This is a genomic window from Xanthomonas massiliensis (assembly GCF_900018785.1).
Classification (GTDB): domain Bacteria; phylum Pseudomonadota; class Gammaproteobacteria; order Xanthomonadales; family Xanthomonadaceae; genus Xanthomonas_B; species Xanthomonas_B massiliensis.
Genome location: NZ_FCOY01000007.1, coordinates 507,096 through 521,717, shown reverse-complemented (window position 1 = coordinate 521,717; position 14,622 = coordinate 507,096). Strand labels below are relative to the sequence as shown.

The following is a 14,622-nucleotide window of genomic DNA, read 5'->3' as shown; positions in this document are numbered from 1 at the left end:
CAGTGTGGCAGCGCCGGCGTGAGGCGGGCGCTCAGGCCGCGAAGGCGTCGATCGTGGCGAGGAAGTCGTCGGCGAAGCCGTCCATGTCGAACACGCCGCTGTCGCGACGCCGGGCGGCCAGCGTCTCGCGCAGCGCATCCAGGCGCGCCGGCGCGTGCGCCAGGGCCACCGCGGTGGCGACGAAGGCGTCGTCGTCGGCGGCGTTCATCGACGCCAGGCCCAGGTGGTGGTTGAGGCTGCCGGCCACGCGCGCGGCGAAGGTCGTGCCGGGCACGGTCAATACCGGGCAGCCGGCCCACAGCGCATCCGAGGCGGTGGTGTGGGCGTTGTAGGGCGAGGTGTCCAGGAACAGGTCGGCATGGCGGTAGCGCGCCAGGTAGCCGGCATGCGCCTGCCGGGCCAGGAACACCAGGCGCTCGGGCGCCACCCCGGCGGCGGCGGCGCTCCGGCGCAGGCGCTCGTCGGCGCGGCCCGGGGCGGCCAGCAGCCACAGTACGCTGCCCGGGACCTGGCGCAGCACCTCCAGCAACCGGCCGACGCTGCGCGGGTTGAGCTTGTAGCCGTTGTTGAAACAACAGAACACGAATCCCTGGGTGCCGGGGCCGCGCTCGGGCAGGCCGCAGGCGGCGCGCGGCGGCGGCGCGGCGACCGCGCGGGTGGTGTCCGAGGGCTGGAAGGCGCGCGGCAGGTACAGCACCCGCTCGCTGAAGTGCGCGGCCAGCGCCGCGGGCAGGACGAAGCGGTCGGCCAGCACCGCATCGATCCACGGCGCCCCGGAAGTGCCGGGATAGGCCAGCCAGTTCACCTGCCGGCGTGCCGGGCGCAGCGCCAGCACTTCCGGGGCGCCGCCGCCGCCCCAGCCGCGCAGGTCGAACAGCACGTCGATGTCGGCTTGGCGGATGCGCGCGGCCACCTGGGCGTGGTCCAGGCCGGCCACGTCGTGCAGCGTGGCGGCGGCCTGCAGCCGGGCGCGGATCGCGCTGCCGTCGGCCGCGTCGAGCGCGAACAGTTGCGCCGGCCGGCCGCGCCGGTGCAGGGCCTCGAAGAAGGCCACGGTGAGCAGGCCGGTGGGGTGCGCGCCGAAGCCATTGGACAGGAATCCCAGCCGCAGCGGCCCGGCGGCACGCGCGCCCGGCGGCGGCAGCGCCCCCACCTGCGCGGCGACGGCGCCGGCGCGCAGGCGTGCGCAGGCCAGTTGTTCGGCTGCATCGGCGTCCTCGGACAGGAAGGCGAACGGCTCCACGCCGGGGCGTCCTTCCGCCACCGCCCGGCGGACCTGCCGCGACAGCGCCTCCAGCCCGCGCCAGTCGCACAGGCGCCGGCGCCAGTTCAGCAACTGCGCGGCGATGTAGGGCTCGTCCGGCGCCAGAGCGTGGGCGCGCTCGTAGGCGTCCATCGCCGCTTCGGGCTGGCCGGCATCCTCCAGCGCGTGGCCCAGCCACAGGGCGATGCCCGGGTGCCGCGGCGCGGCGGCGGCGGCCTGCGCCAGCGCCCGCGCGGCTTCGTCGAAGCGTCCCTGCTGCCAGCGCAGCCGGCCCAGCCGCGCCAGCGCCTCGGGATGGCCCGGGCGCAGCGCCATGCCGCGCGCGATCGCGCCCTGCGCGGCGGCCAGCGCGCCGGCCGCCATCTCCGCGTCGGCCAGCATCAGCCAGGCGACGAAATCCCCGGGTTGCCGACGCACGCGCTCGCGCAGGGCGTCGCGTCCGGCGTTCACGGCGCGGCGGCCAGCCGCGCCAGCTCGTCGGCCTGGTATTCGTGCTGCAGGCGCTCGACCAGCGGGTCGAGGTCGCCCTCGACGATGGCGGGCAGGTCGTACAGGGTCAGCCCCTCGACGCGGTGGTCGGTGATCCGGCCCTGCGGGAAGTTGTAGGTGCGGATGCGCTGGCTGCGGTCGCCGCTGCCCACCTGCAGGCGCCGGGTCTGCGCCTCGGCCGCGGCCTGGCGGCTGCGCTCGGCCTCCAGCAGCTGCGCCTTGAGCCGCTTCATCGCCTTCTCGCGGTTGGCGTGCTGGCTGCGCTCGGTCTGGTTCTCCACCACCAGCCCGGAGGGCAGGTGGGTGATGCGGATGGCCGATTCGGTCTTGTTGACGTGCTGGCCGCCGGCGCCGGAGGAACGGAAGGTGTCGACCTTCAGGTCGGCCGGGTTGAGCACCACGTCCTCGACCTCGTCGGCTTCGGGGATGATCGCCACGGTCGCCGCCGAGGTGTGGATGCGGCCCTGCGACTCGGTGGCCGGCACCCGTTGCACGCGGTGGGTGCCGGACTCGAACTTCAGCCGGGAATAGGCGCCGCGGCCGACGATGCGCGCCACGATCTCCTTGTAGCCGCCGTGCTCGCCGGGGCTGTCGGACTCGATCTCCACCTTCCAGCCGCGGCGCTCGGCGTAGCGGGCGTACATGCGGAACAGGTCGCCGGCGAAGATCGCCGCCTCGTCGCCGCCGGTGCCGGCGCGCACCTCCAGGAACAGGTTGCCGTCGTCGCGCGGGTCCCTGGGCACCAGCAGCAGCGCCAGCTCGCCGTCCAGCTCGGCCAGGCGCGCCTGCGCGGCGGCGATCTCCTCGGCGGCCAGGCCGGCCAGCTCGGGATCGTGGCGCATCGCCTCCGCGGCGGCCAGGTCGGCCTTGGCGCGGGCCTCCTCGGCCAGCGCGGCGGCCACCGGTTCGAGCTGGGCGAACTCGCGCGACAGGTCGCGGAACCGGGCGGTGTCGGCCACCACGTCCGGATCGGCAAGCAGGCGTTCGATTTCCTCGCGGCGCTCGGCCAGCGCTTCAAGCTTTCGGCGCAGGGTCGGCGTCATCGGTCCTCGTGATCGCGGTGTCGGGCTGCACAGTGTGCCGGTAACCGGGCATGGCCGGGAACAGGCGCGCGGCGGCGTCGGCCAGGTCGGCATCGCCGTGCATGGCGCCTTCGCGCAGGGCCGCGGTTGGCGGGTGCAGCAGGCGGTTGGTCAGGCCGTGGGCGAGCTGCTCGAGCACGTCCTCGGCCGGCTTGCCGTGTTGCAGCTGCTGCATGGCGCGGGCCAGCAGCTCGGCGCGGGTGGCCTCGCCGAAGGCGCGCAGGCGCTTGATCGGTTCCTGCAGCGCGCTGGCGCGGCGGGCCTCGACGTAGTGCTGCACCTGCAGGTCGATGATCGCCTCGGCCGCGGCGGCGGCCTCGCGGCGGCTGCGGCGGTTGTCCTCCACCGCGCGCTCCAGGTCGTCGACGGTGTACAGGTAGGCATCGCCGAGCGTGGCCACGCCGGTCTCGATGTCGCGCGGCACGGCCAGGTCGAACAGCAGCATCGGCTTGCGCTTGCGCGCGCGCAGCGCGGCCTCGACCTGGCTGCGGGCGATCACCGGCTCGCGGCTGGCGGTGGCCGAGAACACCACGTCGGCCTCGGCCAGGTGGCGCTCCAGGTCGGGCAGCGCCAGTGCGTAGCCGCCATGGCGGCTGGCCAGGGTCTGCGCATGGGCCAGGGTGCGGTTGGCCACCAGCAGGCGCCTGGCGCCGGCGGCGGCCAGGTGCTTGGCGGTCAGTTCGATGGTTTCGCCGGCGCCGACCAGCAGCACCGTCGATTCGCTGAGGCGGGCGAAGGAATCCTGCGCCAGGTGCACCGCGGTGGAGGCGACCGAGACCGGGTTGGCGCCGATGCGGGTGTCGGTGCGCGCGCGCTTGGCGACCGCGAAGGTCTGCTGGAACAGCCGGTCCAGCTCGTGGCCCAGGGCGCCGTGCTCGCGCGCCAGCGCCCAGGCGTCCTTCACCTGGCCCAGGATCTGCGGCTCGCCCAGCACCATCGAGTCCAGCCCGGTCGCCACCCGGAACAGGTGGCGCGCGGCCTCGGCGCCGTGGTGGGCATACAGGTAGTCGCGCAGCCCGCTGGCCCGCGCTTCCAGCCAGGCGGCCAGGGGCGAGGCGTCCTCGGCCATGGCGTACAGCTCGGTGCGGTTGCAGGTGGACAGCAGCGCCGCCTCGCTGACCTGGGGCAGGGCGCGCAGCGAGGCCAGGGCGTCGGGCAGCGCATCGCCGGCGAACGCGGCACGTTCGCGCAGCGCCAGCGGCGCGGTCTGGTGGTTCAGTCCGAGCACCCAGAGGGTCATCTGTTCAGTCGCTTGCGATAAGCTGCTGGCTATAACAAGGGGCCTATTTTACGCCCCGGTCGCTGCAGATGCCCGAAACGATTCGCATCCGAACCGCCGCGCTGGCCCTGGCGCTGCTGCTGCCGGCGCTGCCGGCGGCCGCCGTCGTCCCCCCGTCCCCCGCCGAAGACCCGGTCGCCGGTGCCCTGCAACCGGCGCTGGCCGGCGAGTTCGCGCTGCAGGCCGGCCAGCTCGACCAGGCCGCCGAGGGCTACCTGGAGGCCGCGCGCCAGTCCCCCGGCGATGCCGGCCTGGCCGAGCGTGCCACCCGCATCGCCATGCTCGCCAACGACGAGGATCGCGCCGCCCAGGCCCTGGCCCTGTGGCGCCAGCGCGCGCCGGAGTCGCTGGCCATGCGCAGCTCGCAGGCCTCGCTGGACCTGCGCCGCGGCGACCTGCGCGCGGCGCGCAAGCAGTTGCTGGCCCTGCTGCGGGACCCGGACCCGCATGGTTGGCGCTTCGCGCTGGTGGCCCTGGCCAATGGCGGCGACCCGCAGGCCAGTGCGCGCGCGCTGGATTCGCTGGTCGATGCCGGCGCCATTCCCAACCAGCTCGACGCCTGGCAGGAATTCGGCCGCCTCGCCCTGCGCCTGGACCAGCCGGCGCTGGCCAAGCGCATCGTCGACCAGGTGGTGCGGCGCTTCCCGGACGAGCCGCGGGTGGCGCTGCTGCACGCGACCCAGCTGTTCCAGAGCGGCCACAAGGCGCAGGCGCTGGCGCTGCTGGAGGGCATCGAGCCCAAGGCCAGCACCGATGCCGACCTGCGCGATGCGCTGGCCCTGGCCTACGACGCGATGGGCGAGCCGCTGGCGGCGGCGCGGATCCTGGCGCAGGGCCCGCAGGACACCCGCAGCTACGGCCTGCGTGCCTCGATGCTGGCCAAGGCCGGCGACCGTGCCGCCCTCGGCGGGCTCTACGGGGAACTGGCCAAGGCGTCCGCCACCCCGGACCCGGACCGGCGCCTGCTGCTGGGCAAGATCGCCGAATACCTCAAGCGCTACCGCGAGGCGGTGGACTGGTACCACGGGGTCCCGGCCGACCCGCAGCGCAGCGAGGCGCGCCTGCGCGCGGCCAATGCCCTGTTCGAACTGGGCCAGCCGGACCAGGCCCTGGCCGAGGTGCATGCGCTGCAGGCCGATGCCGGCGCCGACGACGATGCGCGCCGCGACGCCTACCTGCTGGAGGCCGAGCTGCGCCAGAAGGCCGGCGACGACCCCGGCGAGCTGGACGTGTTCGCGCGCGGCCTGGCCGCCTACCCGGACGACAGCGCGCTGCTGTATGCGCGGGCGCTGGCGTGGGAGCGGCGCGACCGCATCGACCGTGCCGAGGCCGACCTGCGCAAGGTGCTGGTGTCCGAGCCGGAGAACGTGGCCGCGCTCAACGCCCTGGGCTACACCCTGGCCGATCGCACCGACCGCTACCAGGAGGCACTGGAACTGATCGACCGCGCCCGCACCGCCGAGCCGGACAACCCCGCCATCATCGACAGCTATGGCTGGGTGCTGTACCGGCTGGGCCGCGACCGCGAGGCGCTGGTCCAGCTCCGGCGCGCCTGGTCGCTGGCCCGCGATCCGGAGATCGGTGCCCATGTCGGGTTGGTGCTCTGGCGGCTGGGCCGCCAGGACGAGGCCCGCCACTACTTCGACGAGGCGCGCAAGATCGACCCGGACAACCGCGCGCTGCAACGGGCCCTGGAGCAGACCGGCGCATGAACCTGGCGATGACGATGCGATGGCCGGCGCTGCTGGCGCTGGCGGCGGCGTTGTCCGCCTGCACCTCCGTGCCGTCGCGCGGCCCGGCGCCGCCCGAGCCGGTCGCGCAGGTGTCCGCGGCGGCGCGCCAGGCCGAGGCCCAGCGCCGCGCCTGGTTGCAGGCCCGGCCGGCCTGGGAGTTCCAGGGGCGGCTGGCGGTCAGCAGCGGCCGCGACGGCGGCAGCGGCCATATCGACTGGCACCAGCAGGGCGCGGCCTACACCGTGCAGTTGAGCGCGCCGGTGACCCGGCAGAGCTGGACGCTCAGCGACGCGGGCGGCGGCATGGCCCGCATCGATGGCCTGCCCGCCGGCCCGCGCGCCGGTAGCGATGCGCGCAGCCTGCTGCGCGAGGCGGGCGGCTGGGACATCCCGGTCGAACGCCTGGCCGACTGGGTGCGCGGCCTGCCCGGAGCCGGTGCCGAGCAGGTCGGCTACGACGCCGAGGGCCGCCTGCGCCGGCTGGCCTGGCAGGGCTGGACCCTGGAATACCTGGAGTGGACGCCCGCGCAGGACGACCGGCCGGCCCTGCCGCGCCGGATCGAGGCCGGCAACGGCACCGCCCGCGTGCGCCTGGTCGTCGACGACTGGGAGTTCGCGGCGCCATGAGCGCGACAGCCGCCGGTGACGGCTGGTCGTGGTGGCCCGCCCCGGCCAAGCTGAACCTGTTCCTGCACATCACCGGGCGCCGTGCCGACGGCTACCACGCCCTGCAGACCGTGTTCCGCCTGCTCGACTGGGGCGACCGGATCGGCCTGCGCCCGCGCGCGGATGGCCGCATCGCGCGTGTCGGCCCCGGCGTCGCCGGCGTGGCCGAGACCGACGACCTCGCCGTGCGCGCGGCCAGATTGCTGCAATCGGAGGCCAATATTGCCAAGGGCGCCGACATCATCGTCGAAAAGCATGTCCCGGCGGGCGGCGGCTTCGGCGGTGGCTCCTCCGATGCGGCGACCGTGCTGGTGGCCCTGAATGCCTTGTGGGGCGCGGCCCTGGACGAGGCATGCCTGGCGGCGCTGGGGTTGCGCCTGGGCGCCGACGTGCCGGTGTTCGTGCGCGGCCGCAATGCCTGGGCGGAAGGGGTGGGCGAGCGCCTGGAGGCGCTGGCGCTGCCGGCGGCCGCCTACGTGCTCGCCGATCCCGGGGTGCAGGTGCCCACCGGGCCGTTGTTCGGTGCGGCCGATTTGACGCGCGATTGCGCGCCCGCGACAATAGCGGACTTCGCTTCCGGAGCCCTGCTCGACAACGTGTTCGAGCCGGTCCTGCGCCGCCGCGAACCGGCCGTGGAGGCCGCCTTCGCCGCCCTGTCCAGGATCGGCCGGCCGCGTCTGACCGGGTCGGGCAGCGGCTGCTTCGTCGAGTTCGCCTCCCTGCCCGATGCCGAGCGGGCCCTGGCGGAATTGCCGGGCGGCCTGCGCGCGTGGGCGGCGGCGGGTGCATCGCACTCGCCGCTGCTGGACGCGCTGGCGGCGATGAAGGCTTGATGCAGGGGCGTCGCCAAGTGGCCCAAGGCACCGGGTTTTGATCCCGGCATTCGCAGGTTCGAATCCTGCCGCCCCTGCCACACGCATGGTACCGCTGGCCCTGCCGGGGTGAACGGGCGATGCGCGGCATCGATCGCATTCGCTTCACTAACTGCCGTTCCGGGACTGCAATGGACATCCAAGACGATCGCAACCTGCTCATCTTTTCGGGCAATGCCAACCGCGCGCTGGCGTACAGCATCTGCAAGGAGCTGGGCGTGCGCCCGGGCAAGGCGCTGGTTTCCAAGTTCTCCGACGGCGAGGTCCAGGTCGAGATCGAGGAGACCGTGCGCAAGCAGGACGTGTTCGTGATCCAGCCGACCTGCGCGCCCAGCGCCGAGCACCTGGTCGAACTGCTGGTGCTGATCGACGCGCTCAAGCGCGCCAGCGCCAGCTCGGTGACCGCGGTGGTGCCGTATTTCGGCTACGCCCGCCAGGATCGCCGCATGCGCTCCTCGCGCGTGCCGATCACCGCCAAGGTCGCCGCCAAGATGATCAGCACCATCGGCGCCGACCGGGTGCTGACGGTGGACCTGCACGCCGACCAGATCCAGGGTTTCTTCGACGTGCCGGTGGACAACGTCTACGCCTCGCCGCTGCTGCTGGCCGACATCTGGCGCGCCTACGGCACCGAGAACCTGATCGTGGTCTCGCCCGACGTCGGCGGCGTGGTGCGCGCCCGCGCCGTGGCCAAGCGCCTGGACGATGCGGACCTGGCGATCATCGACAAGCGCCGCCCGCGCGCCAACGTCGCCACGGTGATGAACATCATCGGCGACGTGTCCGGCAAGACCTGCGTGATGGTGGACGACATCGTCGACACCGCCGGCACCCTGTGCGCCGCCGCCGCCGCGCTGAAGGAGCGCGGCGCCCAGAAGGTGGCCGCCTACTGCACCCACGCGGTGCTGTCCGGCCCGGCGGTGAACAACATCACCAACTCGCAGCTGGACGAGCTGGTGGTCACCGACACCATCCCGCTGTCCGAGGCGGCGCGCGTGTGCCCCAAGATCCGCCAGCTGAGTGTGGCCGAGATGCTGGCCGAGACGATGCGCCGCATCGCCTTCGGCGAGTCGGTCAGCTCGATGTACGTGGATTGACGAACAACGCCGGGCCCGTCCCGGCGCCATCCGGCCCGCCTGGTCGCGGGCGGCCGGTCCCCAAGCCGCCATGAGGCGGTCCATCAACCAAGAGCAGTGAAAACAAATGGCAAAGACGCACGAAATCAAGGTCGAACGCCGCGAGGACGAGGGCAAGGGTGCGAGCCGCCGCCTGCGTCACGCGGGCAAGATTCCGGCCATCGTCTACGGTGGCGGGCTCAACCCGGTCAGCATCCAGCTCGACCAGGAAGAAATCTGGCTGGCCCAGCAGAACGAGTGGTTCTATTCCTCGATCCTGGACCTGAGCCTCAACGGCGACATCCAGAAGGTGCTGCTGCGTGACATGCAGCGCCACCCGTACAAGCAGCTGGTCATGCACCTGGACTTCCAGCGCGTGAGCGAGAACGAGGCCCTGACCGCCGCCGTGCCGCTGCACTTCGCCAACGAGGAAGCCTCGCCGGCCGGCAAGACCGCCGACGTGGTCATCACCCACGAGCTGAACGAAGTGACCGTGGAGTGCCTGCCCAAGGACCTGCCGGAGTTCATCGCGGTGGACCTGGGGGCGCTGGACGTGGACCAGGTCGTGCGCCTGTCCGACCTGAAGCTGCCGGCCGGGGTGACCGTGCCGCAGCTCAAGCTCGGCGAGGAGCACGACCTGCCGGTGGCCATCGCCAAGTACGCCGCCGTCGAGGCCGAGCCGGAAGCGCCGGCCGCCGAGGGCGAAGGCGAGGCCCCGGCCGCCCCGGCCGAGGGCGAGGGCAAGGACGAGGCCAAGTAATCGTCCGCCGGACCTGCCCGCCAGCGCGCGGGCAGGCCCGGGATGGCGGAGTGCGGCATGAGCGGCCTGAAACTGATCGCCGGCCTGGGCAACCCCGGAGCCGAGTACGCCAACACCCGGCACAACGCCGGGTTTCGTTTTGTCGACGAGCTGGCGGCCCGTGCCGGCGCGCGCTGGTCCGTGGAGCCCAAGCTGTTCGGCGAGGTGGCCCGCGTGCAGGTCGACGGGCAGTCGCTGTGGCTGCTGCGGCCGGCCACGTTCATGAACCTGTCGGGCAAGTCCGTCACCGCGGCGCTGCGCTTCTGGAAGATCGAGCCGGAGCAGTTGCTGGTCGCCCACGACGAGCTGGACCTGTCCCCGGGAACGGCGCGGCTGAAGTTCGACGGCGGCCACGGCGGCCAGAACGGCCTGCGCGACATCATGCGCCTGCTCGGGCACGGCCGGTTCCACCGGTTGCGGGTGGGCATCGGCCATCCCGGGAGCAAGGACAAGGTCACCCCGTGGGTGCTGGGCCGCCCCGGCGCGGACGACGACCTCCTGATCGGCCGCGCGGTGGACGCGGCGCTGGACGTGCTGCCGCTGGCCGTGGCGGGCGATTTCAACGAAGCGATGAAACGGCTGCACACCAGCCGGCAGTAGGGCATGGGGAATGGGGAAGGGAAGGCGGCTATGCTTTCCGGTTCCCTATTCCCGATTCTCCATTCCGGACCACAAGCATGGGCATCAAATGCGGCATCGTCGGCCTGCCCAACGTCGGCAAGTCGACCCTGTTCAACGCGTTGACCAAGGCGGGCATCGCCGCGGCCAACTTCCCCTTCTGCACCATCGAGCCGAACGTCGGCGTGGTGCCGGTGCCCGACCCGCGCCTGGCCGAGCTGGCCACGATCGTCAAGCCGGAGAAGGTGGTGCCGACCGCGGTCGAGTTCGTCGACATCGCCGGCCTGGTCGCCGGCGCGGCCAGCGGCGAGGGCCTGGGCAACAAGTTCCTCGCCCACATCCGCGAGGTCGACGCGATCTGCCACGTGGTGCGTTGCTTCGAGCACCCGGACATCGTGCACGTGGCCGGCAAGGTCGACCCGATCTCCGACATCGACACCATCGACACCGAGCTGGCGCTGGCCGACCTGGACAGCGTGGAGAAGGCGCTCAACCGCGCCGAGCGCGCGGCCAAGGGCGGCGACAAGGACGCGCAGGCGCGCAAGCCGGTGCTGGAGAAGCTGCACAAGGCGCTGTCCGACGGCCATCCGGGGCGCGGTGCCGGCCTGGACGAGGAGGAGAAGGCGCTGGTGCGCGACCTGTTCCTGCTTACCCTCAAGCCGGTCATGTACGTGGCCAACGTGCTCGAGGACGGCTTCGAGGACAACCCGCTGCTGGACGCGGTGCGCGCGCGCGCGGCCGGGGAGGGCGCCGAGGTGGTGCCGGTCTCGGCGGCCATCGAGGAAGAGCTGTCGCAGCTCGACGACGCCGACCGCGACACCTTCCTGGCCGACCTCGGCCTGGCCGAGCCGGGCCTGAACCGCGTCATCCGCGCGGCCTACAAGCTGCTCGGGCTGCAGACCTACTTCACCGCCGGGGTGAAGGAAGTCCGTGCCTGGACCGTGAAGGCCGGCGCCACCGCGCCGCAGGCCGCGGCGGTGATCCACACCGACTTCGAGAAGGGCTTCATCCGCGCCGAGACCATCGCCTACGACGATTTCATCAAGTACAAGGGCGAGGCCGGGGCGCGCGACGCCGGGCGCCTGCGCCTGGAAGGCAAGGAGTATCGCGTCCAGGAAGGCGACGTCCTGCACTTCCGCTTCAACGTCTGAGGACCCCGGCAGGGCCCTTGCCCCGCGAAAATTCCATCCGAAAACGCTTGACAGGTTTTCCGGTGCGGAACAAAATTGCGGGCTGTTTCACCCCGGACCCGAATCGATCCTGGATCGCGCGGGAACGGAGCCCGGAGGGATACCCAAGCGGCCAACGGGGGCAGACTGTAAATCTGCTGGCTTACGCCTTCGGTGGTTCGAATCCACCTCCCTCCACCAGTTTCACGTTGTGGCATTGTCATACTCCGGTGCGGGAGTAGTTCAATGGTAGAACCTCAGCCTTCCAAGCTGATGGTGCGGGTTCGATTCCCGTCTCCCGCTCCATTGACCCGTACCATCCGGCGGGACTTCATGCCACAATAGACAACTACGCTCACGTAGCTCAGTCGGTAGAGCACCTCCTTGGTAAGGAGGAGGTCGATGGTTCGATTCCATTCGTGAGCACCATTTTCGAACGGCGTGTCCGGCGGCAAGTAGCCGGTGCCGAGCCACACAACACGATCATCGAGAAGAAGCAGCCATGTCCAAGGGTAAGTTCGAACGCACCAAGCCGCACGTGAACGTGGGCACCATCGGCCACGTCGACCATGGCAAGACCACGCTGACCGCGGCGCTGACGAAGGTGGGTGCCGAGCGCTTTGGCGGCGAGTTCAAGGCGTACGACGCGATCGACGCGGCGCCGGAAGAGAAGGCGCGCGGCATCACGATCTCCACGGCGCACGTGGAGTACGAATCCCCGACGCGCCACTACGCGCACGTGGATTGCCCCGGCCACGCCGACTACGTGAAGAACATGATCACCGGTGCGGCGCAGATGGACGGCGCGATCCTGGTGGTGTCGGCCGCGGACGGCCCGATGCCGCAGACGCGCGAGCACATCCTGCTGGCCCGCCAGGTGGGCGTGCCGTACATCGTCGTGTTCCTGAACAAGGCCGACATGGTGGACGACGAGGAGCTGCTCGAGCTGGTCGAGATGGAAGTGCGCGAGCTGCTGAGCAAGTACGACTTCCCGGGCGATGACACCCCGATCATCAAGGGTTCGGCGCTGAAGGCGCTGGAAGGCGACCAGAGCGACATCGGCGTGCCGGCGATCATCAAGCTGGTCGATGCGCTGGACACCTACATCCCGACCCCGGAGCGCGACGTCGACAAGCCGTTCCTGATGCCGGTGGAAGACGTGTTCTCGATCTCGGGCCGCGGCACCGTGGTGACCGGTCGTATCGAGCGCGGCATCATCAAGGTGGGCGACGAAGTGGAGATCGTGGGCATCCGTCCGACGACCAAGACCACGGTCACCGGCGTGGAGATGTTCCGCAAGCTGCTGGACCAGGGCCAGGCGGGCGACAACGCGGGCCTGCTGCTGCGCGGCACCAAGCGTGACGAGGTCGAGCGTGGGCAGGTGCTGGCCAAGCCGGGCACGATCACCCCGCACACCGAGTTCGAGGCCGAGGTGTACGTGCTGAGCAAGGACGAGGGCGGCCGCCACACCCCGTTCTTCAAGGGCTACCGTCCGCAGTTCTACTTCCGCACCACCGACATCACCGGCGCGGTGCAGCTGCCGGAAGGCGTGGAGATGGTGATGCCGGGCGACAACATCAAGATGACGGTCACCCTGATCCACCCGGTGGCGATGGACGAGGGCCTGCGCTTCGCCATCCGCGAGGGCGGCCGTACCGTCGGCGCCGGCGTGGTCGCCAAGATCATCAAGTAATACCCGGCCCCGCCGGCGGTCGCAGCCGCCGGGCCGCGAGCGAGGCGGGCCGAGTCCTCGGTCCGCCTTCGTCGTCTGGAGGGGCATGAAGGAGTTCCTACGCCAGTAGCTCAATTGGCAGAGCAGCGGTCTCCAAAACCGCAGGTTGGGGGTTCGAGTCCCTCCTGGCGTGCCAATCCGCGGATCCGTCCGCCAGCCCGGCTGCAACGGGTCCAACAGGTGAAGAGCGGCGCCAAGTTGAACAGCAAGATCGAGCAAACCAAGGCGGAAGCCGCTTCCGGCGGCGACATCGTCAAGTACGTCATCTCCGCGCTGCTGGTGGTGGCCGGTCTGTTCGTGTGGTTCTGGTTCTCCGCGCAGGACCAGGCCGCCGTGCTGGGTTCGTGGTCGACGCAGATCCGCGCCCTGGCGGTGATCGTGGGCCTGGTGGCCGGCGGCGCCGTGTTCATGGCGACCGCCAAGGGGCGCGAAACCCGCGAGTTCCTGTCCGAGTCGCGCTTCGAGCTGCGCAAGGTGGTCTGGCCGACCCGCCAGGAAGCCGTGCGCACCACCTGGGTCGTGGTCGTGGTCGTGATCGTGCTGAGCCTGCTGCTGGGGGGATTCGATTTCCTGATCCAGAAGGCGGTCCAGTGGTTCCTGGGTCGTTGAGGAGGATGCTGCAGTGAAGCGTTGGTACGTGGTCCACGCCTATTCGGGCTTCGAGAAGTCGGTTGCCCAGGCCCTGCGCGAGCGTATCGCCCGCCTGGAAATGCAGGAGCGCTTCGGCGAGGTCCTGGTGCCCACCGAGGAAGTGGTGGAAATGCGCTCCGGCCAGAAGCGCCGTTCCGAGCGCAAGTTCTTCCCCGGCTACGTGCTGGTCCAGATCGAGACCCACGAGGAGGCCGGCATCCCGCGCATCGACAGCGAGAGCTGGCACCTGGTGAAGGAAACGCCGAAGGTGATGGGTTTCATCGGCGGTACCGCCGATCGCCCGCTGCCGATCCGCGACGACGAGGCGGCCGCGATCCTGGATCGTGTCCAGGAAGGCGTCGAGAAGCCCAAGCCCAAGGTGCTGTTCGAGGCCGGGCAGATGGTCCGCGTCATCGACGGGCCGTTCAACGACTTCAACGGCGTGGTCGAGGAAGTCAACTACGAGAAGAGCCGCCTGCGCGTGGCGGTGCTGATCTTCGGCCGCTCCACCCCGGTGGAGCTGGAGTTCGGGCAGGTCGAGAAGGCCTGAGGCCGAAGCTGAACGCCGGGCCGTGCCTCCGGCACCGGTCGAAAATTCTGGTATACTGCCGGGCTCGCTTTTCGCGAGCCTTGGCGTGTCCGGGCCCGCGTGAGGCGGGCCGCCGTACAACACGCGATGCCGGGACGCGCGATTCCCGGCCCGATGGGGAGCCTTCACAGGCGTTCGCACCCGGAGAAACCATCCCATGGCTAAGAAAGTAGTTGGCTACATCAAGCTGCAGGTGAAGGCCGGCCAGGCCAATCCCTCGCCGCCTGTCGGTCCTGCGCTGGGTCAGCGCGGCCTGAACATCATGGAGTTCTGCAAGGCGTTCAATGCCGCCACGCAGAAGCTCGAGCCGGGCCTGCCGATCCCGGTGGTGATCACCGCCTATTCGGACCGCACCTTCACCTTCGTGACCAAGACGCCGCCGGCGTCGATCCTGCTGAAGAAGGCGGCTGGCATCCAGTCCGGTTCCAAGCGCCCGAACACCGAGAAGGTGGGCAAGGTGACGCGCAAGCAGCTCGAGGAGATCGCCAAGGCGAAGGAGCCCGACCTGACCGCGGCCGACCTGGACGCGGCGGTGCGCACGATCGCGGGCTCGGCCCGTTCCATGGGCCTGACGGTGGAGGGTTAA

General features: G+C 71.1%; 14 protein-coding genes and 5 tRNA genes. 16 read left to right on the top strand and 3 right to left on the bottom strand.

Going from position 1 to position 14,622, the window contains the following annotated elements:
* Positions 1–31: 31 nt before the first annotated feature.
* Genes BN3794_RS12425 through hemA form a run of 3 tightly spaced genes read right to left on the bottom strand, consistent with a single transcriptional unit; the run spans position 32 to position 4,075 of the window.
* Positions 32–1,714, bottom strand: a complete 1,683-nt coding sequence (locus tag BN3794_RS12425) for an O-linked N-acetylglucosamine transferase, SPINDLY family protein (protein WP_066097697.1) — start codon at positions 1,712–1,714, stop codon at positions 32–34.
* Complete coding sequence (gene prfA, locus BN3794_RS12420; protein ID WP_066097695.1) at positions 1,711–2,796, bottom strand: peptide chain release factor 1; 1,086 nt, start codon at positions 2,794–2,796, stop codon at positions 1,711–1,713. The genes BN3794_RS12425 and prfA overlap by 4 nt, the downstream gene beginning before the upstream one ends.
* Positions 2,768–4,075, bottom strand: a complete 1,308-nt coding sequence (hemA, locus tag BN3794_RS12415) for a glutamyl-tRNA reductase (protein ID WP_066097693.1) — start codon at positions 4,073–4,075, stop codon at positions 2,768–2,770. Before hemA ends, prfA begins: the two co-directional genes overlap by 29 nt.
* 68 nt (positions 4,076–4,143) lie before the next feature.
* On the opposite strand from hemA, the gene BN3794_RS12410 reads away from it, so the two are divergent.
* The 16 genes from BN3794_RS12410 (at position 4,144) to rplK (ending at position 14,622) form a co-directional block, all read left to right on the top strand.
* Positions 4,144–5,826 (top strand): tetratricopeptide repeat protein, encoded by a 1,683-nt coding sequence (locus BN3794_RS12410; protein WP_066097691.1) that lies wholly within the window; start codon positions 4,144–4,146, stop codon positions 5,824–5,826.
* Between the two features lie 2 nt (positions 5,827–5,828).
* Positions 5,829–6,473: a lipoprotein insertase outer membrane protein LolB gene (lolB, locus tag BN3794_RS12405; RefSeq protein WP_066098855.1), complete on the top strand. Its 645-nt coding sequence runs from the start codon at positions 5,829–5,831 to the stop codon at positions 6,471–6,473.
* Positions 6,470–7,345: a 4-(cytidine 5'-diphospho)-2-C-methyl-D-erythritol kinase gene (gene ispE / locus BN3794_RS12400; RefSeq protein ID WP_066097689.1), complete on the top strand. Its 876-nt coding sequence runs from the start codon at positions 6,470–6,472 to the stop codon at positions 7,343–7,345. The genes lolB and ispE overlap by 4 nt, the downstream gene beginning before the upstream one ends.
* A 3-nt stretch (positions 7,346–7,348) precedes the next feature.
* Positions 7,349–7,425: transfer RNA gene (locus BN3794_RS12395), tRNA-Gln, on the top strand.
* Between the two features lie 96 nt (positions 7,426–7,521).
* On the top strand, positions 7,522–8,481 hold the full coding sequence (locus tag BN3794_RS12390) for a ribose-phosphate diphosphokinase (protein WP_066098853.1): 960 nt from the start codon (positions 7,522–7,524) through the stop codon (positions 8,479–8,481).
* A gap of 106 nt (positions 8,482–8,587) precedes the next feature.
* Positions 8,588–9,259: a 50S ribosomal protein L25/general stress protein Ctc gene (locus tag BN3794_RS12385; protein WP_066097687.1), complete on the top strand. Its 672-nt coding sequence runs from the start codon at positions 8,588–8,590 to the stop codon at positions 9,257–9,259.
* 57 nt (positions 9,260–9,316) lie between these two features.
* Complete coding sequence (gene pth / locus BN3794_RS12380; protein ID WP_066097685.1) at positions 9,317–9,898, top strand: aminoacyl-tRNA hydrolase; 582 nt, start codon at positions 9,317–9,319, stop codon at positions 9,896–9,898.
* 77 nt (positions 9,899–9,975) lie between these two features.
* Positions 9,976–11,067 carry a redox-regulated ATPase YchF gene (ychF, locus tag BN3794_RS12375; RefSeq protein WP_066097683.1) on the top strand — a complete coding sequence of 364 codons (1,092 nt, stop codon included), beginning with the start codon at positions 9,976–9,978 and terminating at the stop codon, positions 11,065–11,067.
* A gap of 133 nt (positions 11,068–11,200) precedes the next feature.
* Positions 11,201–11,286 (top strand) — tRNA-Tyr (locus BN3794_RS12370).
* Between the two features lie 31 nt (positions 11,287–11,317).
* Positions 11,318–11,391 (top strand) — tRNA-Gly (locus BN3794_RS12365).
* Between the two features lie 47 nt (positions 11,392–11,438).
* Positions 11,439–11,514 (top strand) — tRNA-Thr (locus BN3794_RS12360).
* Between the two features lie 73 nt (positions 11,515–11,587).
* Positions 11,588–12,778 carry an elongation factor Tu gene (gene tuf, locus BN3794_RS12355; RefSeq protein ID WP_066097662.1) on the top strand — a complete coding sequence of 397 codons (1,191 nt, stop codon included), beginning with the start codon at positions 11,588–11,590 and terminating at the stop codon, positions 12,776–12,778.
* Between the two features lie 99 nt (positions 12,779–12,877).
* A tRNA-Trp gene (locus BN3794_RS12350) sits at positions 12,878–12,953 on the top strand.
* 62 nt (positions 12,954–13,015) lie between these two features.
* Positions 13,016–13,426 carry a preprotein translocase subunit SecE gene (secE, locus tag BN3794_RS12345; protein ID WP_066098851.1) on the top strand — a complete coding sequence of 137 codons (411 nt, stop codon included), beginning with the start codon at positions 13,016–13,018 and terminating at the stop codon, positions 13,424–13,426.
* 13 nt (positions 13,427–13,439) lie between these two features.
* Positions 13,440–13,997, top strand: a complete 558-nt coding sequence (nusG, locus tag BN3794_RS12340) for a transcription termination/antitermination protein NusG (protein WP_066097681.1) — start codon at positions 13,440–13,442, stop codon at positions 13,995–13,997.
* Positions 13,998–14,193: 196 nt separating this feature from the next.
* The gene (gene rplK / locus BN3794_RS12335; RefSeq protein WP_066097679.1) at positions 14,194–14,622 is read left to right on the top strand and encodes a 50S ribosomal protein L11; all 429 of its coding nucleotides are present in this window, start codon (positions 14,194–14,196) and stop codon (positions 14,620–14,622) included.